At 51.9% G+C, this 22088-nt stretch carries 21 protein-coding genes and 1 pseudogene; 9 read left to right on the forward strand and 13 right to left on the reverse strand.

Annotated elements, in window-relative coordinates:
* Window positions 1-7: 7 nt before the first annotated feature.
* From AC07N2_RS13480 to AC07N2_RS13500, 5 genes and pseudogenes are all read left to right on the forward strand, one after another.
* A pseudogene (locus AC07N2_RS13480) lies at window positions 8-883 on the forward strand (NAD(P)-dependent oxidoreductase); the annotation flags it as partial.
* Entirely contained in the window at window positions 874-2340 is a 1467-nt protein-coding gene (locus tag AC07N2_RS13485) for an NAD-dependent succinate-semialdehyde dehydrogenase (protein WP_494778695.1), read from the forward strand. The pseudogene AC07N2_RS13480 and the gene AC07N2_RS13485, both read left to right, overlap by 10 nt.
* A 42-nt stretch (window positions 2341-2382) precedes the next feature.
* The gene (locus tag AC07N2_RS13490) at window positions 2383-3348 is read left to right on the forward strand and encodes a tripartite tricarboxylate transporter substrate-binding protein (RefSeq protein ID WP_494778696.1); all 966 of its coding nucleotides are present in this window, start codon (window positions 2383-2385) and stop codon (window positions 3346-3348) included.
* 200 nt (window positions 3349-3548) lie between these two features.
* Entirely contained in the window at window positions 3549-3983 is a 435-nt protein-coding gene (locus AC07N2_RS13495) for a MarR family winged helix-turn-helix transcriptional regulator (RefSeq protein ID WP_494778697.1), read from the forward strand.
* Window positions 3984-3987: 4 nt separating this feature from the next.
* Entirely contained in the window at window positions 3988-5727 is a 1740-nt protein-coding gene (locus AC07N2_RS13500; RefSeq protein WP_494778698.1) for a chloride channel protein, read from the forward strand.
* A 78-nt stretch (window positions 5728-5805) separates the two neighbouring features.
* Here AC07N2_RS13500 and AC07N2_RS13505 read toward each other — a convergent pair whose 3' ends face one another.
* Together AC07N2_RS13505 and AC07N2_RS13510 are read right to left on the reverse strand one after the other, a co-directional pair.
* Complete coding sequence (locus AC07N2_RS13505; RefSeq protein WP_494778699.1) at window positions 5806-6276, reverse strand: PAS domain-containing protein; 471 nt, start codon at window positions 6274-6276, stop codon at window positions 5806-5808.
* Between the two features lie 28 nt (window positions 6277-6304).
* Window positions 6305-7486 carry an HPP family protein gene (locus AC07N2_RS13510; protein WP_494778700.1) on the reverse strand — a complete coding sequence of 394 codons (1182 nt, stop codon included), beginning with the start codon at window positions 7484-7486 and terminating at the stop codon, window positions 6305-6307.
* 373 nt (window positions 7487-7859) lie between these two features.
* On the opposite strand from AC07N2_RS13510, the gene AC07N2_RS13515 reads away from it, so the two are divergent.
* Window positions 7860-9005, forward strand: coding sequence for an alpha-hydroxy acid oxidase (locus tag AC07N2_RS13515; protein WP_494778701.1), 1146 nt, complete (start codon window positions 7860-7862; stop codon window positions 9003-9005).
* A gap of 55 nt (window positions 9006-9060) precedes the next feature.
* Here AC07N2_RS13515 and AC07N2_RS13520 read toward each other — a convergent pair whose 3' ends face one another.
* Entirely contained in the window at window positions 9061-10485 is a 1425-nt protein-coding gene (locus AC07N2_RS13520) for an MFS transporter (RefSeq protein ID WP_494778702.1), read from the reverse strand.
* Window positions 10486-10553: 68 nt separating this feature from the next.
* On the opposite strand from AC07N2_RS13520, the gene AC07N2_RS13525 reads away from it, so the two are divergent.
* Together AC07N2_RS13525 and AC07N2_RS13530 are read left to right on the forward strand one after the other, a co-directional pair.
* Complete coding sequence (locus AC07N2_RS13525; RefSeq protein ID WP_494778703.1) at window positions 10554-11210, forward strand: helix-turn-helix transcriptional regulator; 657 nt, start codon at window positions 10554-10556, stop codon at window positions 11208-11210.
* Window positions 11211-11295: 85 nt separating this feature from the next.
* The gene (locus tag AC07N2_RS13530) at window positions 11296-11931 is read left to right on the forward strand and encodes a 2OG-Fe(II) oxygenase (protein ID WP_494778704.1); all 636 of its coding nucleotides are present in this window, start codon (window positions 11296-11298) and stop codon (window positions 11929-11931) included.
* Window positions 11932-11943: 12 nt separating this feature from the next.
* Here AC07N2_RS13530 and AC07N2_RS13535 read toward each other — a convergent pair whose 3' ends face one another.
* From AC07N2_RS13535 to AC07N2_RS13580, 10 genes are all read right to left on the reverse strand, one after another.
* On the reverse strand, window positions 11944-13419 hold the full coding sequence (locus AC07N2_RS13535) for an ArnT family glycosyltransferase (RefSeq protein WP_494778705.1): 1476 nt from the start codon (window positions 13417-13419) through the stop codon (window positions 11944-11946).
* Window positions 13397-14794: an ATP-binding protein gene (locus tag AC07N2_RS13540; RefSeq protein WP_494778706.1), complete on the reverse strand. Its 1398-nt coding sequence runs from the start codon at window positions 14792-14794 to the stop codon at window positions 13397-13399. The genes AC07N2_RS13535 and AC07N2_RS13540 overlap by 23 nt, the downstream gene beginning before the upstream one ends.
* Complete coding sequence (locus tag AC07N2_RS13545) at window positions 14791-15453, reverse strand: response regulator (RefSeq protein ID WP_494778707.1); 663 nt, start codon at window positions 15451-15453, stop codon at window positions 14791-14793. Before AC07N2_RS13545 ends, AC07N2_RS13540 begins: the two co-directional genes overlap by 4 nt.
* 107 nt (window positions 15454-15560) lie before the next feature.
* Window positions 15561-16271, reverse strand: a complete 711-nt coding sequence (locus tag AC07N2_RS13550; protein ID WP_494778708.1) for a phosphatase PAP2 family protein — start codon at window positions 16269-16271, stop codon at window positions 15561-15563.
* Window positions 16272-16395: 124 nt separating this feature from the next.
* Window positions 16396-17133 carry an arsenical resistance protein ArsH gene (gene arsH / locus AC07N2_RS13555; protein WP_494779254.1) on the reverse strand — a complete coding sequence of 246 codons (738 nt, stop codon included), beginning with the start codon at window positions 17131-17133 and terminating at the stop codon, window positions 16396-16398.
* Complete coding sequence (gene arsC / locus AC07N2_RS13560) at window positions 17099-17530, reverse strand: arsenate reductase (glutaredoxin) (RefSeq protein ID WP_494778709.1); 432 nt, start codon at window positions 17528-17530, stop codon at window positions 17099-17101. The genes arsH and arsC overlap by 35 nt, the downstream gene beginning before the upstream one ends.
* Before the next feature lie 41 nt (window positions 17531-17571).
* A complete protein-coding gene (gene arsB, locus AC07N2_RS13565; RefSeq protein ID WP_494779255.1) occupies window positions 17572-18642 on the reverse strand; it encodes an ACR3 family arsenite efflux transporter in 1071 nt (356 codons plus the stop codon).
* Window positions 18643-18704: 62 nt separating this feature from the next.
* On the reverse strand, window positions 18705-19040 hold the full coding sequence (locus AC07N2_RS13570; RefSeq protein ID WP_494778710.1) for an ArsR/SmtB family transcription factor: 336 nt from the start codon (window positions 19038-19040) through the stop codon (window positions 18705-18707).
* Between the two features lie 144 nt (window positions 19041-19184).
* Window positions 19185-19784: a glutathione S-transferase family protein gene (locus tag AC07N2_RS13575; protein WP_494778711.1), complete on the reverse strand. Its 600-nt coding sequence runs from the start codon at window positions 19782-19784 to the stop codon at window positions 19185-19187.
* Between the two features lies 1 nt (window position 19785).
* Window positions 19786-21003: a YbfB/YjiJ family MFS transporter gene (locus AC07N2_RS13580; RefSeq protein WP_494778712.1), complete on the reverse strand. Its 1218-nt coding sequence runs from the start codon at window positions 21001-21003 to the stop codon at window positions 19786-19788.
* A gap of 129 nt (window positions 21004-21132) precedes the next feature.
* Between AC07N2_RS13580 and AC07N2_RS13585 the strand changes: the two genes are divergently transcribed.
* The gene (locus AC07N2_RS13585; protein WP_494778713.1) at window positions 21133-22029 is read left to right on the forward strand and encodes a LysR substrate-binding domain-containing protein; all 897 of its coding nucleotides are present in this window, start codon (window positions 21133-21135) and stop codon (window positions 22027-22029) included.
* The last annotated feature ends 59 nt before the right edge of the window (window positions 22030-22088 follow it).

Raw genomic sequence — 22088 nt, forward strand, 5'->3', positions numbered from 1 at the left:
GGAGCAGAAGATGAGTCGCATAGCAATTATTGGTCTGGGGATGATGGGCACGCCCATGGCCCATCTGCTGCACGTAGCAGGCCACCAACTCGTGGTGAAAGATGCAAACCACGATGTTGAAGTAAATTTCGCCGCTACACACACGGGCACTGCAGTCGCCACCAACGGCGCGTCGTTTGCGGATTGCGAGGTGGTCCTGACCATGCTGCCGAACTCCGACATTGTCGATGCAGTAGTGAGTGATCTGGCACCACATTTAAAAGCGGGCACCTGCATCATAGAGATGAGTTCTGCAGATCCGATCAAAACGAGGGTCTTGGCAGCTGCGTTGCAAGCGCGTGGTATTGCTCTGATCGACGCGCCCGTTTCCGGCGGCGTGAAGAAAGCGATCAATGGCACGCTCGCGATCATGGTTGGTGGCGATCCGGCCGTATTCGAACAGCAAAAACCGATACTCGAAGTGATGGGCAAAGCCATTACCTATGTTGGTCCAGTTGGTTCTGGTCATGCTCTGAAGGCACTTAACAATTACGTGTCTGCTGCAGCGTTGATTGCCACCGCTGAGGCGATCCACGTCGGCGCAGCATTCGGTATCGATGCGACCACGATTGTGGATGTGATCAATGCCTCGACCGGTAAGAACAACACGACCGAAAACAAGGCGCATCAGTTCATGCTGAATGACGCCTTCAACTCGGGGTTCTCGTTGGCCTTGCAATCCAAGGACGTCGGTATTGCTGCCGCACTAGGCAAGTCCATGCAACTGCCTATGGACTTGGCGCAGAAGGTCAATGCGATGACAGCTGATGCTTCGCAGACCTTGGGGCCGAAGGCAGATCACACCGAACTCTACAAGTTCGTTGGCAAGCCATCATGCGCTTGAATCTTGTTTCACTGTCCGAGAAATACGGGTGGGGTGTCATCAATGGTAGTCCCTTATCCCATAGCGACGGTCGGACCATAGCTGTGAACAATCCTGCCACGGGAGAGTTGGTGGCACGCGTACCTATGGCTTCCGCCACACACACTGTCGAAGCTATCGATGCTGCGCGTGTGGCATTGCCTTCCTGGAAAGCACGGACTGCAGCAGAACGCAGCAAGCTTCTGGAACGCTGGTTCGATCTGATCGAAACGCATGCGCAGGCCATCGCTCACACCATGGTGCTGGAACAGGGCAAACCTCTTGCCGAGGCATTGGGCGAGGTCGGCTACGCGGCCAGCTTCGTCAAGTTCTTCGCTGAAGAAGCCAAACGCATCTACGGCGAAACTATTCCTTCTACGTCGCAAGACAAGCGGAATATGGTGACGCGTGAGGCGGTAGGTGTGTGCGCTGCGATTACGCCGTGGAACTTCCCGGCGGCGATGGTCACGCGCAAGGCCGCACCTGCGCTGGCGGCAGGCTGCACGATGGTCATCAAGCCATCCGAACTGACGCCGCTAACCGCTCTCATGCTGGTGGAACTTGCTCACGAGGCAGGTATTCCAGCTGGTGTGCTGAATGTCGTAGTCGGGGACGCTGCCGAAATTGGTGGCGTGCTGACTGCGTCGCCGGTAGTACGCATGCTCAGCTTTACAGGCTCCACACGAGTCGGCCAATTGCTGATGGCTCAGTGTGCTCCGACGATCAAGAAGCTGGGACTCGAACTGGGTGGCAACGCTCCCTTCATCGTCTTTGATGACGCCGATCTCGATGCCGCCGTCGACGCTGCCATGACTTCCAAATTTCGCAATGCCGGGCAGACCTGCGTTTGTGCCAATCGCTTGTACGTACAAGCGGGCGTCTATGACGCGTTTGCCGCGAAGTTGGTTGAACGAGTGCAGGGCTTGAAGTCTGGCTACGGTCTCACGGAAGGCGTCACGCAAGGTCCGTTGATCAATGAGGCGGCTAGACACAAAGCCTTGTCGCACATCGTCGATGCGGTAGAGCAGGGAGCTCATGTGGCCATAGGCGGCAAGTCCATCGAAGGAGTTGGCTACTTCATGGAACCGACGGTGCTCCTGGACGTGACGCAGCAAATGTTGTGCATGCATGAGGAGACCTTTGGCCCCGTTGCACCGCTAGTCCGATTCGATACAGAGCAAGAAGTTATAGAACTTGCCAATTCGACGGAATTTGGACTGGCCAGTTACTTTTTCTCGCAAGACGTGACACGTTGCTTTCGCGTTGCAGAGGCGATCGAGTCGGGAATGGTAGGTGTGAATACCGGATTGATTTCCAGTGAAGTCGTGCCGTTTGGCGGCGTCAAGCAATCAGGTCTGGGGCGAGAGGGTTCGCATCATGGATTGGAGGAGTACACCGAACTGAAGTTTGTGTGCTTTGGCTCAATAAGGAGTGCATAGCAGAGCCTAAGCATTAGCGAATAAAACATATTGGAGACAACAATGCGCAATCTGAAAAAAATTATTCTTGCCGCGACGCTGGTGATCGCTTCGACGGCGATGGCATTTCCGACTAAACCTATCACCATCATAGTTCCCTACGCCGCAGGCGGATCCACCGATGCGCTGGCACGCATACTTGCAGCATCCATGGCGCATAGCCTCGGGCAGCCGGTGATCGTGGATAGTGCGGGAGGTGCGGGCGGCACCATCGGCACGGGCAAAGTGGTACGTGCGCCCAATGACGGTTATACCGTCCTGCTGCACAACATGGGGATCGCCACAGCTCCCGCCTTGTATAGCAAACTGCCTTTTGATGTGAACAAGGATCTTGAGCCGATTGCGCTGGTCGGTGATGTGCCCATGATTCTGGTGCGCAACAAGAGTTTTGCGCCTGCCACCGTGACTGATCTGATCAAGTACATGAAGAGCAAGCCGGGAGAGGTCAAGTTCTCACATGCGGGCATAGGTGCCACGTCTCATCTTTGCGCCATGCTGTTCAACCAAACCGCCAACACGACCGTAACGATGGTGCCTTATCGCGGCACTGGTCCCGCCTTGCAGGATTTGATCGCGGGTAACGTGGACCTGATCTGCGATCAGCCGATCGCCACGGGTTCCTATATCAAGTCGGGCATGTTGAAAGCCTACGCGATGGCGACGAAAGAGCGTATCTCGACCATGCCGGAAGTTCCTACATTTACAGAGTCAGGGTTGCCAGGTTTTGAGCTTGCGGTGTGGCATGGCGTCTATGCGCCCAAAGGTACACCGCCCGCCGTCGTTGAGCGTTTGAACAAGGCGATTCGCGACGCGCTCAGCGATCCCAATCTGGTTAAGCGCTTCACCGAAATGGGAATAGTCATTCCGCAGGGCGATAGACTAAAGCCTGAAGCTTTGCGTCTGCACACGGCAGCTGAAATCAAACGATGGGATCCAGTCATCAAGGCAGCAGGAGCGAAGGCAGAGTAAATTCAATGTTCATGCGAATATTTGCAAAGCAGCAAACAATAAAACCCGGCTCAACAGCCGGGTTTTTTACATTCCGATATCCATGCTGATGTTGGGTGGCTTTGTTGTGATGGGGATGAGAGCGTCTGGGGTCATTTTGGTAAATACATCATAATATGATATTATTTGTGTTTTCGATCTTTTGGTATTGGACGCATCTCATGTCAGATTCCGCATCTCTTGAGCAAGCTGATTACGAAGCTCTTTCTGAATTTCGTTATCAATTGCGCCGTTTTCTTAAATTCAGTGAAGATGCTGCGCAGAGCGCTGGCCTGACACCGCTGCATTACCTTGTGTTGCTGCACATTAAAGGTTTTCCCGGGCAAGACTGGGCGACGATAGGGCAGTTGGCAGAGCGCTTGCAGATTCAGCATCATGGTGCGGTGGCCTTGATATCGCGCTGCGAAAAAGCCGGGCTCGTGACACGTTCGCCGGGTGTGGAAGATAGGCGACAAGTGTGCGTGCGACTGACGGCCGTTGGTGAGAAGCAATTGCGTCATCTGGCTGAGTTGCATCGCAATGAATTGCGCTCCTTATCCAATGTGTTCAAGGTGGCGCGCATTTCTGCCTTTAACGACAGTGAAGGCGGGGCATAAGATCATGCGTGCTCATCAACGTGATTTTTCTCCGGATAAACGAGTTCTCCTGTTGTGCGCGATTGCGATCGTGATTGGTGCGATCAGTACGGTTGCCGCTTTTGTATTGCTTAACTCGATACACTTCTTCACCAATCTTTTCTTCTTCCAAACCTTCTCGTTCGAGGATCGTTCTCCTGCGACCAATACGCTGGGTTTGTGGGTGATTGCGCTGCCGGTGATCGGTGGTTTGATTGCAGGTTTGATCGCACGTTATGGCTCCGACAAAGTGCGTGGGCATGGCATCCCAGAGGCAATAGAAGCGATACTGTTTCGTAAAAGCCAGATGTCGCCCAAGGTGGCAGTGCTCAAACCTTTGACCTCAGGCATCGTGATCGGTAGTGGCGGTCCTTTCGGCGCGGAAGGTCCTATCATCATGACGGGCGGTGCTATCGGTTCGCTGATTGCACAAAACTTTTCCGTCAGTGCTGCTGAGCGCAAAACCTTGTTGGTAGCCGGTGCGACAGCTGGTATGACGGCTGTGTTCGGCACGCCGGTTGCAGCAGTTTTGCTGGCGGTGGAATTGCTTCTGTTCGAATGGCGACCACGTAGTTTGTTGCCGGTGATACTGGCCTGTGCCGTGGCTGCTTTCTGTCGTCCATTGTTACTGGATTCCGGACCTCTGTTCCCGATTCATACGGCACCTGTCGGCTTGGCTGCATTCGGGATTTGCATCGTGGCGGGTTTGTTGAGCGGCATGTTGTCCGCAACGATGTCGCTGGCTTTGTATCGCGTCGAAGACTTGTTCGGCAAGTTGCCGGTGCATTGGATGTGGTGGCCGGCGATAGGCGGATTAGTGGTCGGCATCGGCGGCTATTTTCAGCCACGTGCTCTGGGCGTTGGCTATGACGTGATCTCTGATCTGTTAAACAATCACATTGTGCTATCAGTCGCTTTGTCTCTGTTGCTGGTCAAGGCGATCATCTGGGTCGTGGCACTCGGTTCAGGTACTTCTGGTGGTGTGCTGGCACCTTTGCTGATGTTGGGCGCTGGCTTGGGCGCAGTGATTGCGAATCTGGTGCCGGGTAGCGATCCAACTTTGTGGCCGCTGGTGTGCATGGCGGCGGTGTTGGCCGGTGTATTGGGTGCACCGCTGACTGCGGCGATCTTTGCCTTGGGTTTGACTGGCGACTTCAATGCCTTGCTGCCCTTGTTGTTGGCAACTGGCGTGTCATACGGTTTTACGGTGTTGGTGATGCGGCGTTCGATCATGACGGAGAAAATCGCGCGCAGAGGTTTGCATATCTATCGCGAATACAGTGTTGATCCGCAAGAACGTGCTTTTGTCAGTGAAGTGATGTCTGCTGAAGTGATCAGCATTAGCGCGAACCTCACACTGCGTGAAGTCGCACAACAATACTTTGACCTGGATCAGAAGCATCGCAGCTTCCCGGTTGTGAATGCACAAGGCGCATTGCTGGGTATGCTCGACAGGGAATTACTACTGTCGCACGTTGCTGCGCACAGCAAGGAGTTATCACTAGCTGTCTTGTTTGAAAATGCATCGTTGAAATTTGCCTTGCCGACGGAAACTTGTCAGGTCGTAGGGCGGCGCATGGCGATTCAGCATGTCGAGAGATTGCCGGTGGTAGCAGACAAGGAGTCGAAACGTTTGGTAGGGATTATCAGCCGTAGCGATTTGCTCAAGCCGTCGCATACAGCCTTCCATGAAGAACATGTGAGGGAACGTTTGTTCAAAGCGTGAGGCATCTCGCTGAATAACAAAAAACGGCAACAAGGTTGATAGCCTGGTTGCCGTTTTTTTTTGTAGTGACGTTAAAACTTACTTGCTGTCTGTTCCTGATTTTTCCTGCAGTGCTTTTTCCAATTCAGCGATGCGCAGGCGTTGTGCTCTGTCATTCGCCTGACGTTCGGTGATATCTCGGGCGACAGCGAGTGCACCTAAAACTGTTCCTGCTTCATCGCGTACAAAACCGAAGCTCATGTCGACATAAATGCGGGTGCCGTCTTTGTGCATGGAGCGCGTAGTCAGTACCTTGTCCGCATACTTCATCAGGCCGGAAGACATCGCGTGGTTAAAGCCATTGTGATGACCTTGCTGCAGTTGTTCCGGGATGATGATATCTAGCGGGCCGCCCATGACGTCTGCTGCCTTGTGGCCAAAGATTCTTTCTGCACCGCTATTCCAGATCATGATCTTGCCGCTAGGATCGGCAAAGATGATGGCATCCGGGGCTTGATCTACGATGGCTTTGGATAAGGCCAGATTGATGGCGTCATTAGTGGTTTGCATTTTTGCTCCTGGTTACGGCTGAATCAAATCAGCGGTTTACGTATTCACTGGCAAGGCTGTGCTCGTACAGCGCAGCGATCATGTCGGTTTGCGAGATCATGCCGACCAGACGACCACGCTCATCGATCACCGGTAATTGATGTAATTCAGCATCGGACATTAGAGGTACCAAATCAAGAATGGATTGATCTGCATTGGCGGTATAGACCTCTGTGGTCATGATTTGGCCAACGACTTCATGCTTCTCGGTATGCGTCAGTTGCGAAGGACGAATCAGATGCGTCAATCTCTCGGCTAGACCTTCATGCGGTTCGATCTCTGCGTGTTTCAGGAAGTCGGCTTTGGTGACGATGCCGATGACATGTCTGCCTCTATCGACAACAGGGAGTGCGGTCAGATCATGTTCCTTGAGGCGCGTCCATGCTTCTCCAAGTTCAGTGCCGAATTCAACCGTCACCACATCTTTCGACATGACGCTGGAACACAGCGTTTCACCCAGTCGTCGACGGTACGCCTGCATTTCTGTTTGCAGCATGATGGCTTCAAGATCGTCACGACTGATATCAAGCACTTGGTTGTAACGCGTCAACACCGCATCCAGATCTTGCGGCGCGATGCCTATGCGTTCGGTTGGCGCGATATCCGATGTTTTGTGTTTATTACTATTGTCGGGCAAGGGTCGATGCGGATAGCGACGACCGGTTGCATTGTTGTAGAACAAGGCAGTCAACAGGAGTAGCAGGGAATTGAGCATGACCGGCATCAGGATAAAGTTGTATCCCATCGCATGCACAGCGGGCCCGCCCAATACAGCCGTCAGGGCAACCGCACCACTAGGCGGATGTATGCAGCGGAAGGCAAACATGGCGGCGATTGCAAGCGAAGCGGCGAGGCCGGCGGCCAATATTGGTTCGTCTATTAGTTTGGCGCAGGTGACACCAATCAACGCGGCGAAAAAATTGCCGCCCATGATGGACCATGGTTGCGCCAAAGGGCTGGCAGGAACGGCGAACAGCAATACCGATGATGCGCCCATGGGTGCGATCAGCCAGGCTGCGTGTATGTCCTTGCCCAATATGAGATAAGTGCAAAGACCGGTCAGAACGATGCCGAACAGTGCGCCAGCGCAGGCGCGCATTTTTTCAAAGCGATCGACTGCGCCGGGAGCAGGGAATAAACGAAGTAGCGACTTCCATGCCGATTGAACCATACTGCTCCTAGCGAAATACTTGATCCGGCATTACATCACAGGACGCTTGGCTGGCGCTGTTTTATAAAGCCGCGGTGAATTGATGCTGCATGCCTATTTAATACCAAACATGCTTTTCAAGGGGAGAAGTTTAAATATGCTGCATATTAAATGCAATATATATTTAACGACACTCTCAAGATTTCCATCGGTGTTCTCAAGGGTGAAAATCAGCATCGGAAGGCCGAATGAGCCAAATGTGGTCGCATAGATTAAAAACATTCAACTCAAAGCTGGCGTAGAGGAAATAGAATGCCATGTAGAAAAATCAAGAATCTGATGCATACATCCAGCGTATCAATCTGAATTGATCGTTTAAAAAGGAGACTTATTCATGGCGGTCATCACCAATATCGAAGATTTGCGCGTACTGGCGCAGAAGCGCGTTCCCCGGATGTTCTACGATTACGCCGATTCCGGTTCGTGGACGGAATCGACGTATCGCGCCAATAGCAGCGATTTTGCGAAGATGAAGTTCCGCCAGCGCGTCGCCGTGAATATGGAAAATCGCACGCTCAAAACCACGATGGTCGGACAAGAGGTCCGCATGCCGGTTGCGATTGCGCCTACAGGTTTGACCGGCATGCAGCATGCCGATGGTGAGATTCTTGCAGCCAAAGCCGCTGAAAAATTCGGTGTCCCATTTACTTTATCGACGATGAGTATTTGCTCTATCGAAGATATCGCTGCGCATACCAGCAAGCCGTTTTGGTTTCAGCTGTATGTGATGAAGGACCGTGCATTCATCGAGCGCTTGATCGATAGAGCGAAAGCAGCCAACTGCGCCGCGCTGGTTTTGACGCTGGATTTACAGATACTGGGCCAACGCCACAAGGATTTGAAAAACGGTTTGTCTGCACCACCGAAGCTGACCATTGCCAACATCTTGAACATGATGACCAAGCCGCGCTGGTGCATGGGTATGCTGGGTACCAAGCGTCGCAGCTTCGGCAATATCGTTGGTCATGCCAGTGATGTATCAGATATGTCGTCATTGTCTGCCTGGACATCGCAGCAATTCGATCTGGCGCTGTCATGGAAAGATGTGGAATGGATCAAGCAGCGCTGGGGTGGCAAGCTGATCATCAAAGGCATCATGGATGCAGAAGATGCGCGACTCGCGGTGGAAAGTGGTGCGGATGCGTTGATCGTTTCCAATCACGGTGGTCGTCAATTGGATGGTGCTTTGTCCAGCATTGCTGCACTGCCTAGTATTGTTGATGCTGTCGGTAATCAAATCGAAGTGCAGATGGATGGCGGCATACGTTCCGGCCAAGACGTGATCAAGGCGATTGCCTTGGGTGCGAAAGGCGTCTACATCGGTCGTTCGTTTTTGTACGGTCTGGGTGCGATGGGTGAAGAGGGCGTCACCAGATGCCTGGAAATCATAGAAAACGAACTGGATTTGACGATGGCGTTTTGTGGCCTGACAGACGTGAAGCGAGTCGACAAAAATATCCTGATCCCAGGCACTTACTGATCCTTGTTTGCAGCGTATTTGAAGCGGTGTTGCCTGCCAAGGCAACACCGCTTTATTAATTGTGCGTAGTGATACGGCGTGCCAGTAATGCCGCCAAAGCTGGTGCAAATGCAAAGCTGGCAAACAACCATACAGCCGCCGATTGTGCACCGACGACACCGCCCGGCGAACCTATGCCGGCAGCATTCACCACCAACCCGGCAATCGCCGCACCGACCGCCATACCGTAAAGCTGCACCGTGGTTACAGCCGCGGAAGCAGTGGACTCTTCGCCATGCGGCGCCAGCGTCAACACGCGTGTCACCAGATGCGGCCAACCTATGCCGACGCCGGCACCAACACCAGCCAGTGCGATTGCGCACAACGTTGTACGCAGATGCACATGCAAGCCCAGATCAAATGGAATCAGGATTGCCAGCGCTATCAGGCTGATCGTGCATAAGGTAGGTCCAGCCCGTAACATGCGTGCCGCGCCTGCATTGTTATGTCCTGAAGACAACAGCGAACCTACGCTCCAGCCGGCAGCCATCGCTGCCGTCAGGTAACCAGCGGTCAGTGGCGCATGACCATGCAAAGTTTGCAGGAAGTAGGGTACGAAAATTTCCGTCATGATCCCTATCAGCAGCAAGGCGATACTGGCATACACCGCGCCGAGCGGCGTGCTGAGTTCGGTGCCGCGCGTCGGCAACATGTGCACGCTGGCCCGGCGTTCGCAGAATATCGTCGCCGCACCAAGTAGCAAGCCAATACCTACTCCCACGGTTTGCCATAACAGCACAGGCGACAGACTGCCTGCAGCGATTGCCAATACTGATACGGTGAGTAAAGCAATTTGTTGTAGCGGTACGGGCGGTGCAGTTTTAGCTCGTGGCACCGTTGCCAGATTTTCTGGACGTAACTGTACTGCGACAAGCGAAGCCTGGGCGAGTGCAATCGGCAGCAAGGTCCAGAACGCCCAGCGCCAGTGGCCTGCTTCAGCGAACAAACCGCCGACTGCCGGTCCACATAAAGTGGAGATGCCCCACATGCCGGATACCAATGCAATCGCACGCGGCCACAGCGGTGGTTCAAACACGACACGTATCAAGCCATAACTGAGCGCTGCCAAAAAGCCGCCACCCAAACCTTGGATGCTGCGTCCAGCCAGCATCATGGGCATCGAGCTGGCCATGGCGCAGACGGCGGAGCCAACTGTAAATATCAGCAAGGCAGACAGATAAGACGAACGTGGTCCGAGCGCCGCCAGCAAGCGCACCGAAAAAGCAGCACCTATGATGGAAGCCACCATAAACAAAGTGGTGTTCCATGCATACCAATCCAGTCCACCGATTTCGCGGACGACGGAAGGTAAAACGGTCGTGACGATATGTACATTGATGGCATGCAGTGCAACACCGCCTGTCAGTGCCAGTGCGCGCAAGCCGTTTTTCCCGCGCAACAGAGCGCCCCAAGTGGCAGGCGGTATATGGTTGTTGCTCATTATTTCCTCGACACGATGGCCATGACAGCCTATTATCCAATCATTGTCTTGGATAATAGGCTGGTGCAATGAATTACGCAAGTAATTACTTGGAAAATATGGATTCCACACAAACTGCAGATCGCATCCTCTTCTTTATCAAAACGAAGGGGCCGACTTCGACTGCAGATCTGGCTCGCGCACTGGACATGACCGCTGAAGCTGCGCGGCAGCAGGTGCAGAAGCTGATGACAGCCGGTTTGATTGCCGGTCGTCAGGAGGCTGCGTCTGGAGTGGGGCGGCCGCGCCAGAGTTGGGTGTTGACCGATGCCGGCAATGCACGCTTCCCCGATGCGCATGCGCAGTTGACGGTGCAATTGATCGGCAGCGTCCGACAACTGTTTGGTGAAGAAGGATTGGAACGCTTGATTACCCAGCGTGAGTCAGAAACCCGCACGGTGTACACACAAAGCTGTACTGGCAAAACAGTGCAAGAGCGATTGAAGCGGTTAGCAGCCGTGCGCACGGAAGAAGGCTATATGGCGCGTGTTGAACGTGACGGCAAGGATTGGCTGCTGATCGAGGATCATTGTCCTATTTGCGCCGCGGCGCGGACTTGCCAGGGCTTTTGCCGCTCCGAGCTGAAATTGTTTCAAGAGGTCGTGGGAAAGGATGCTACCGTGACACGCGAACAGCATGTGCTGGCCGATGCAGGGCGATGCGTTTATCGGATCGTTGCCAGCTGAGAGTAATTCTTTGCGATTGCTGCGTCATGGGTATGACTAGCGGTGATGTAATTAAAAGCACGTTTTTTAGAAAAGACTCAAAACGATGCTTACAGCAATCCCCGCTCATCCCGAATATTTCAGCGATGCACAGCGACTGAATATTGGTGACGATTTAAGCGAACAAGGTTGGTCGCAGCAGAATCTCTTTTTATCGGAAGAGTTGACCTTGGCATTGGCTGCCGAATGTCAGGCATTGATGGGCAGCGGCGCGTTGAAACTGGCTGGCGTAGGCCGCGGTGACGTACAGGCCGTACGACCAGAGATACGTGGCGATCAAATTGTCTGGCTCAAAGCGGGGCAGTCGATTGCGTGTGATCGTTATTTGCAGATCATGGAAGAGTTGCGTATCGCCTTGAATCGCACGCTCTATCTGGGACTGGAAGAGTACGAAAGTCATTTCGCCTTTTACTCACCCGGCGCTTCTTACTTAAAGCATCTGGATCGTTTTCGCGATGATGACTGTCGCACAGTCTCAGTTGTGATTTATCTCAACCATGAGTGGCTGCTCGAAGAAGGCGGCGCACTGCGTCTGCATCCGGAAGGAAAATCTACCGAAGATATTTCACCTTCAGGCAGCCGCCTTGTATTGTTTCTATCGGCCGATATGCTGCATGAAGTATTGCCTGCAACGCGAGATCGCTTATCGCTTGCAGGATGGTTTCGACGCAGGCCTGGATAGAGCGTTACGTGTTTATTCGGGGCGTATCAACGCGTGAGACTTCCCGACATACAAAACATGATCGGCCTTGATGGTGTCTTTTTTGATGTCGGCGCTATCAATCACGACCAATTCTTTCTCTGGATTATTTGCCAGTGCGGCATTTGGATCGTATTCCAAATTGCCTTTTGAATAGTAGTCGGATGAATATGCCGGATGCATGCGATAGGCTAGTTCTGTGCCAGGTTCGGCGATGCGATTAAAGGCGGCTATGAGGTCGCGATCTGAATTGGCGCTGACTTTTTCTTGTATGTATGGTCCGCTTAAAATGTAAAGACAAGCAATGGCCATGACACCCATACTGGTGCGTCTCTGCATCGTGGCTGAAGCTTTTTCCAACCAGCGCGCAGCGAGTACGCTAAACGGCAATGCTGCAGTCAGCCCATACGTCCAGATGATATTGCGGCTGAATGTAAAGAAAATCAGCGGTGCCAAGGTAGCGCACCACAAGAAGCGCTCTATCGGTTTTGTTTGTTTTCGCTGCTTGGAAAAAAAGCGTAGCAGTTCCATGACAAACACGCCTATCCACGGCAACATCCCGAGCGCCCAAAATATCCAGATGGCACCGATAGGTTGATGTTGTGCGATGCCGTAGTGATCACCTTTCCAACCCGGGACCAAAAAGCGTGAGAAGTGCTCGCCGATAATGAAGTAATTCAAAAAGCCGGGATTGGTATATTCAGCCGCGATATACCAAGGCAAGAAAATGCATGCGGCAATCGCAACGCCGCCCCAATCGAAGACTTGCTTGAACATTTGCAGAGGGCGTCGTTCTGTGACGGCATAAGCAATCAAGGGCAGCCCGATCAAGGCCCATGTCGCGAGACCTTTGCACAGCGCACCCAGACCTATCATGACCCAGAATGCGATGCGCCAGCGGCGTTCAGGATGACCTTTGTCGGCAGCATCCAATGCACGCCATGCAAAATACAGCGCAGCGACAATCAAGACCATATCCAGCGCATCCGTCATGACAGCGCCAGCGCATAGAAAGAATAGCGGTGATGTCGCAAGTACCGGCGCGACCAGCCAGCGCTGACGTATTTCCAATTCTTTGGCGAATGACATCGCGACCCACAGCGCGATCAGCGATGCCAGCAATGCGGGCAAGCGCGCGGCAAATTCATTGACGCCGAAAAGTATCATCGAGACGGCACTGGCCCATGTCGATAGCGGTGGCTTGGCAAAGAAGGGCGTGTTCGGATCGATGTGTGGCATCAGCCAAAAACCGTTGGCAACAGCTTGTCTGGCAATTTCGCCATAGCGCGCTTCGGTAGTGTCGGCCAAAGGCAGCAGCGCCATGAGCCCTATGCGATAGACCAGTAACAGGATGGCTGCGCCGAGCAACCACCACAGATAACGATGCGGTGTACGAATGATGGCATGTCGCGTGGTGTTGCCGACGGATGCTGCAAACGGTTTTAATTCAGGAAATGCTAGGCGACTCATTGGTGTCTCGAAGAAGAGTGGAAGCAGAAGCGCTTGCACGAGATGGAGAATTGCTTGTTGGCGCAGGTTGGAAGCTGACAGTAACGAGCAGGCCACCTATGCTCTGTGCGGTGCTTAGTTTGATCGTGGCATGGTGTTGGGCGGCGATGGTTTTTACGATAAACAGGCCGAGTCCGCTACCTGATTCGCCGGTTCCTTCGCGACGATAGAAGCGATCAAATACGCGGCCGTGGTCTTCTACGGGAATGCCGGTGCCATTGTCTGCAACCCGCAGTAATGCGGTATCGCCAGTCATGGATGCACTAACATCAACGCGACCGTTGGCAGGTGTGTAGCGCACTGCATTGTCTACAAGATTGCCGAGCAGTATGCGCAAGTTGTCTTCATCGCCCATGATAGTGATGGGGCTTCCATTGTCGTCGTCCTGTGTGACTACGCCGAGATCAACGCCTTTGTGTTCAGCTTGCGGCATGTGATCAGATACAACGCGAGCAACCAATTCGCGCAAATCGATATGCTTGTAAGTGCGTTCTGGCATCTGACGTTCGTGTCTGGCCAGTGTCAATAACTGTTGTACCAAGTGCGTAGCCCGGTTGATGCGCTCATGTAATTTGGCGAAACCTGGTTCCAATTTACGATCGGTGTTTTCACGTTCGACCAATTGCAATTGCAGTTTCAATGCTGCCAAAGGTGTACGCAGCTCATGTGCAGCATCCGAGACAAACGCGCGTTGTGCCGAACGAGCCTGATCTACTCTTGTTAATAGACCGTTCAATGCGATGAACATCGGACGCAGTTCAGGTGGATAGAGTTCATCCGGTAATGGGTCGAGTGCATCTGGTGAACGCTGACTGATGGATTTTGCCAAGCGCTGCATAGGGGCAAGACCGCGTCCAACCACTACCCAGATAAGAAGTGCCAGTATAGGAATCAGAATCACGAATGGTATGAGCGAGCGCAATGCCATCGCTACCGCGATACGATTGCGGATGGCTACAGGTTGCGAAATCTGAATTGTGCGGCCTTGGTCAAGCTCGCTGTATATACGCCATTTTTTGTCCTTGAAGGACGTGTAGTTAAAGCCAAAACCATTGACCTTTTGTAGCTGTATCGTCGGTGCGGATGTGAATACGAGTTGACCATCACCATCCCATATCTGCATCACGATTTCATCTTCCAAATCGCTTTCAGCTGGTAATTCGTGACCGTTCGATAATTCAGCTGGCAGTGCAATCGCAATTTGCTTGATTTGGTAATCGAACATCTCGCCCATCTCGGATCGCACCTGAATGTAGGTAGCAAAACCTGCCAACAGCGTGGCTGAGATCATGCCGCCAAACAGATAGATGAGAAGCTGACGGCGTATCGTCATCATGCCGCTATACCGACCTTGTATCCTATGCCACGCACGTTTTGGATAAAGTCAGGTCCCAGTTTTTTGCGCAGTCCGTGCACATAGACTTCAACCGCATTACTACCGATTTCCTCGTTCCAGCCATACAGTCGTTCTTCCAACTGCGCTCTGGACATGATGCGGCCGGGTTGATCTAGTAAAGCGAGAAGCACGGTGAATTCGCGCGAAGACAAATGCAGTGGCAAACCCTTGAAAGTAATTTCACGCGTGGCAGGATTGACGGTTAATTCACCATAAGCCATTTCAGGATTACTGCGTCCGGAACGGCGACGCAGAAGGGCGCGCATACGGGCAAATAATTCATCCAGATCGAATGGCTTGATCAGATAGTCGTCGGCCCCGGCATCAAGTCCTTGTATGCGCGCAGCTGTTGCATCACGCGCGGAGATAATGAGTACTGCTGCATCACCTTTTCTGCGGCGATATTCATCCAGCACGGTAATGCCATCTTTTTTTGGCAAGCCAAGATCGAGCAAAATAATGTCATATTCATGACTGCGTAATGCAAGGTCGGCTGTATTGCCATCCCGCGCCCAATCCACTGCATAACGTTCTTTACGCAAGCCTTCTTCCAGGCTCTCACCGATCATTGAATCATCTTCAATCAGCAATACGCGCATACCGCACTCCCTTTCGTCCACACCTGATCCTGCACATGACGTGCCTTCATTTGTGGAGGGTACTAACGGCCCCGTTAAGAGCGGGTTAAGTTTCATGGCGGCAAGGTTTAGCGCTTGGGTAAACCTGGAGATGAACTGTAATAATTCTCACTCAAAAACATGGCAAGAGTGCTTACCCATGTTATTGACAGCAGGCAACTGGCGACTATATCCGTAGGGTAGTGCAAGCCTAGATACATACGGCATAAACCAACGAGCACGACAAATCCGCTGGCTGCAATGACAATGCCGCGAATATGACGGCTGGCGCGCAGCAAAAGAATGAGCGTGAGCGCAATAGTCATTGCCTGCATCGTATGGCCACTGGGGAAGCTGAATGAGCTTTCCGGTGCCACCAGTGTCCACAGAGCAGGTCTGACGCGTTCAAAAATGTGTTTGGCAAGTGAATTCAAAATGGCAGAGCCACCGACAGCCAGCAGCCAGAAAAAGGCTATGCGCCATTGACGACGGAATGCGAAAAAAGCCAGCACAAGCAAGCTGAACAAGGTGACAAACGCTGATATTTTGAGTGCCAGAAGATCCAGCAAGGGCGTCGCATAGGAATGCAGCGTCAATAAGAAAGAAGTATCAAACGCGTAAGCGACGCCATGCTTGATATCGATTGCCAGAGCAATAAAAAGGAAAAGCGGGAAGGCTATGCCAAACAGGATCGTAACGTTTTTGGCTAGATAGGTTTTGCCGAAAAATGTTAGCTGACGTTGGGGAGAGCGAAGTTCTGTATAAGGTTCTAATGCTGCAATGTCATCTGTTTGGTTCACGCGTACGCCCCATAGATTGATGTTCTATGAGATGCATAGTAGAGGATGAAACTTAAGAATGTCTTAAAAGAAATTAATAATATTGAAAATATATGTAGGCGTGCGATCGAGGATTTACCACTTTTTAAATTGCTTTTTGATTCACCCGTTTACTTAATTCTTCGGCACTTTCTTTACGTTCACTGTAGCGATCGACCAGATATGATGAGGCATCGCGCGTTAGCAGTGTAAATTTGTAAAGTTCTTCCATGACATCGACAACGCGTTCGTAATAAGCCGATGGCTTCATGCGACCGTTATCATCGAATTCAAGAAATGCCTTGGCGACGGAAGATTGGTTAGGGATGGTAATCATGCGCATCCAGCGACCAAGTATGCGCATCTGATTCAGTGCATTGAATGATTGTGAGCCGCCGGACACTTCCATCAGGGCCAGCGTTTTTCCTTGTGTTGGCCGTACCGCTCCAATCGACAATGGAATCCAGTCTATCTGAGCCTTCATGATGCCGGTCATAGCACCATGCCGTTCAGGTGAAGACCACACCATGCCTTCCGCCCATTGCACTAAATCTCTTAACTCTTGCACTTTAGGATGTGTCTCTGGCGCGCTGTCCGGCAGAGGTAAGTTGCGCGGATCAAAGATTTTTACTTCACCTCCCATCGCTTCAAGCAGGCGAGCAGCTTCCATTGTTAGAAATCGGCTATAGGATTTCTCGCGCACTGAACCGTATAGCAGCAGAAATCTTGGTGCGTGAGATAACTTTGCTGTAACCGCGAAATTTTCCTGCATTGGTTTTCGAAAATGTTCAGGATCGATATTGGGTAAATCAGTTAACTGGTGTGACACGCTGTCCCTCTTCATTAAGAATAAGTTCGCCATCTTCTTTGGTGAATGATTTTTTGGGTGATGGTGGCAGGATATCGAGCACCAATTCAGAAGGTCGACACAATCTTGTGCCTGTTGATGTCACGACAAATGGTCGATTAATCAAAATCGGATGAGTGATCATTGCTTCCAGCAACTGTGTGTCGCTGATCGAAGGATCATCGAGACCAAGTTCCAGATAAGGCGTACCTTTTTGGCGTATGGCTGCGCGTACTGTCATGCCTGCATCTGCGATCAATGCCATCAGTGTTTGAAGAGTGGGTGGATGCTTCAAATATTCAATGACGACAGGTTCGATCCCGACATGGCGTATGAGTGCCAAGGTATTGCGCGAGGTACCGCAATCAGGGTTGTGATAAATCGTGGCATTCATATAGAAAACTCCGTGATATTTTTAAAATGAACAATGCTTGTTCAGTTTTTAGCTTCGTACCAACTCTTGCTGCGATTCACGATACTGACGATCAGCAACATGACCGGAACTTCAATCAACACACCGACGACAGTTGCAAGCGCCGCACCTGATTTAAAGCCGAACAGACTGATCGCTGCCGCGACGGCCAGTTCAAAAAAGTTGGATGCACCTATCAATGCAGACGGACAAGCAATGGAATGCTTTTCGCCGACAATCTTGTTCAGCCAATAGGCTAATGCCGAATTAAAAAATACCTGTATGAGTATCGGCACTGCCAGTAATGCGATCACGAATGGTTGTTCGATGATCGTGTTGCCCTGGAAGGAAAACAGTAAAACCAAGGTAAGCAGCAAGGCAGAAATAGACCACGGCTGTATGCGTTCCATCATCTGATCGAAGCTGGCCTGGCCGCGTTTCAATAAAACCTTGCGCCAGATTTGCGCGATCAGCACGGGCACAACGATGTAGAGCAGCACGGATGTGGCGAGCGTTGCCCACGGAACGGTGATGCTGGATACGCCTAGCAACAAGGCAACCAATGGCGCAAATGCAAACACCATGATGAGATCGTTCATCGCAACTTGCGATAGCGTGAAGTAAGGATCGCCACCCGTCAGGCGGCTCCATACAAAAACCATCGCGGTGCATGGTGCGGCAGCCAGCAGAATGAGGCCGGCCACATACGAGTCCAATTGATCAGCAGGTAGATACGGCGCGAACCAGTGGCGGATGAATAGCCATGCAAGAAAAGCCATCGAGAATGGTTTGACTGCCCAATTGATGAACAGAGTTACGCCTATACCGCGCACATGTCCCTTGATCTGATTCCATGCAGCGAAATCAATCTTGATCAGCATCGGGATGATCATTACCCAGATCAGCAAGCCGACAGGTAGATTGACCTTGGCAATTTCCAGTGAACCGATGGTTTGTATCGCAACTGGAAATATCTGACCAAGCACGATACCAACAATGATGCACAAGCCCACCCAGAGTGTGAGGTAACGTTCAAAAACACTCATGGATGCATTTGCAGCATGCTTGCCGGTGGCTTCACATTGAACAGACATAGTCATTGCACCTTGTGCTGCGTAAGCATTGTTGAGCTTTGCCGAGAAAAATTGGGGCTAAATTAAGAGCGAGTGTTTTCAGGCGGACAGCAAGTGATAACGGGCGAACAAACATTGCCACCGCAGCAGTTCTCAGTCAGAAAGCCGATCAACGCATTCATTGTGCTGAAGTTGGCTGAGTAAATGACAAAGCGACCTTCATGTCGTGCTGCAATCAGATTTGCATGCACCAGTTCCTTAAGGTGAAAGGACATGGAAGAAGGTGCAATACCCAATTGCTCGCCAATTTTGGTGGCGGCCATGCCTTCCGGGCCAAGCTGAACCAGCAAGCGAAATACGGCGAGACGTGATTCCTGAGCGAGTGCGGCGAGGGCTGCAATAGTGTCTTTGGTATCCATGTGGCTCCTTAATTCGACATTTCAATAATAATTGAAATATAAGACGGAAGCAAATCAGCCCCCAATTAGATGACTGTTTGGCTAGATATTTGGAGGGCGGCGGAGTAGAGGAAATCTTTGCTGCCAGTGTTCGATCAAATGGGCTTATGCGAATATTGTTTGCGAAAAACTTTCACGCTTTTTCATGCGTTCATGCAGAGCAAGCAATGCAGCATACTTTTGCTGCCATTCAACTTGCGGCAAGCGGAAGGCGACGTAATCTAGCGCGACTGCTACAACGATTTCCGCCAGTGTCAATCGATCAGCAGGCAATGTACTGTAGGTTTCGTTCAGCGACAGTAGCGTGCGCTCGATAGCGCGCTGGCGACGTTGGCCAAGAATGCCTGCATCTATCTCATTGCCGTGATGCTTGCGCATGATCATGGTCGAGAAAGACGCATCCATCAAACCTTGGCCGAGTCCGACGATGTGTAGTGTTCGGGCCAAATCATTTTCTGGAATCAGATTGTTGATGTCTGACGCTTGGTCCAGATACAAGGCAATCAGCAATGACTCGGCAATATTCTGACCATCATCAGTGACTAAAATCGGGACGCGGCCGACAGGATTGCGTTGCAGTAGAGCTGGCTCATCTGCCCACGGATCACTCCATAGCAATAACAAGTTTGATTCCAGTCCTTTTTCCAAGGCGACGATACGTGCGACGCGGGCGTATGGTGAAGTGCGATTGAGGAAGAGTTGCATATCAATTTCCTTTTTTGCATAAAGCCAGCGCGGCTATCGCGGGAGAAGTTTGCGCTTTCGGTGTGAGCATAATCAGCAGGCAGCCACTTGCGAGCAGCATGCTGCCGATGGCGAAGAGTGGTACGTAGCTGCCCAAGATGCCATACAGCGCAGACATGCCGTAACCAGATAAAGCCTGCGCACTGGAAAAGGACACTGCGCCGATTCCCCATACGCGCTTGTATCCTGCAGGCCCGACCAACTCCATTACTCTGCCGGATGTGAGAGCAACCAATCCGGTCACCATGACGCCGACGATCAAGGAAGAGGCAGAGCGCCAGAAGAATGAGATCGACAGCAAGGGAATGGCAATCGCGAGTGCCTTGATAAAAAATCCCAAGGCCAAACTGCGATGCCAGCCCAAACGATTGCCAAGAAAACCGGCAACCAGCGGGCCGATAATTGCACCTATCCCGAACAGCAGCCATTGGAATGAAGCTGCGCTCGTACCCAGCGATTTTTCTCTATCAAGAAAGTCGACCCAGAAAGCGGTGTGCGGTATGAAGCCCGCCGCATCAAAGCCGTAAGCGATGACGACAAGTAATGCAGCCAGGCTCAATGCTGGAACTGCGGATGAATCAGTAGACGTTTGATGCTTTACAGTCGTTGCCTGAGTTACGACCAACTTACGCAAGCCCCAATCGCAGAGTAGACCGGCAAGCAATGTGATGACGCCAAGGATGAGCCAGGCACCAGTCAGGCTGAAGCGGAGCAGCATGGGTATCAAGGTCGCAGAGAGTATCGCGCCCATGCCTATGCCGGTGAAGACGAAAGAGGCAACCGCTGTTTTTCTCTCAGGTGGCGTATCCGTTAGCGCAACCGAAGGACCGACCACCATCAGAATGCCGCCAGTAAAGCCGGATACAAGGCGCCAGAAGAAAAACCAGCTAAATGCTCCCGGTAGAGAGCACAACACAAAACTCAGTACGATGCCAAGGAAGGAGGCTCCCAACAGTCTGCGTGCATCAAACCGTTCAGAAAGTCGATACGCCATCAGTGCGCCCAGCAAATATCCCAAGAGGTTGGCGGCACCAAGATAAACCGCTTGCGAGCTTAGAAACCAGCCGTGATGAATGACGGCTGGCAATAATGGTGTGTACGCGAGTCGCGCCAAACCAACCGCAGCAAGGGTCGCAGTCGTGCCAACGGCGATGGCGGGAAGATCGATACGTGAAGCCATGTGTGGTTCCATCCATTGAAGGCTTTTGCCCTGTATAGAGAGAATAATAGTGATACATGGCGAACACTACAAACGATTAGTAATGATAAGCTGTATCACATTTAGAGATGCTGGTATCAAGGTGATCTTATGGATTTGAAATCATTACGCCTGTTCATAGCCGTTGCAGAAACTGGCAGCTTTGTCGCAGCGGCCGAGCGGCATCACACGGTGCAATCGAATGTGACTGCGCATATCAAAAAAATGGAAGATGAAGTCGGCGTGCAGTTGATCGATCGCGGCGGACGCGTGCGTCTGACTTCTGCCGGCTTTACGATGATGACGTATGCCGAGCGAATTATTCAGGCGCATGACGAAGCGATTGCCTTGTTCAAAGGTGGGCATATCAGCGGCAGCTTGCGTGTGGGCGCGATGGAAACCACAACGGCGCTCAGACTTCCGCCATTGCTCACGTATTTTCACTCCGCTTTTCCTGAAGTCGATTTGAAGCTCACTACTGGCCCAACGGCAGATCTGGTTGCTGGTTTAAACGAAGGGCGCTTCGATTGTGTATTCATTGCGGGCAAGCTGGAGAATCCTCGCCTCTATCAATTCAAGGCTTATAAGGAAGAGCTGGTGCTGGTTTCAGCTGCACCGCTGACGGCCATGCCATCAGCCGAAGAATTGGCATCATCAACTTTCCTCGTCTTCGGTCAGGGCTGCAGTTATCGCCAGAGGGTTGATGTGTTGTTGTCAGATAGCGGCGTGTACTCGTCGCGCATGGTTGACTTTGGTTCGCTGGATGCGATTCTTGGTTGCGTTGGTGCCGGCATGGGTTATGCGCTTATACCGAAGGTGGTCTTTGATGCGCATCAGCATCGCTTCCCGATTTACAGCCTGGCATTGCCGGCCAGGTTGGGTGAGGTGAATACCTATTTTGTCGCAGCGGAAACGAATACCTGGACGCCGGCGCTGACTTCGTTTTCTGAAGCGCTGCGTCATTCGGTGACACCGAAGCAGCTTGAAGGAAAAATTGCGGTGTTGTAATGTGAGCATAGGGATGCTCGTGTGTTCTTATAACGGATTAAAAAAAACGAAAGGGAGCG

The organism is Herminiimonas sp. GW821-FHT09C12 (genome assembly GCF_059416385.1).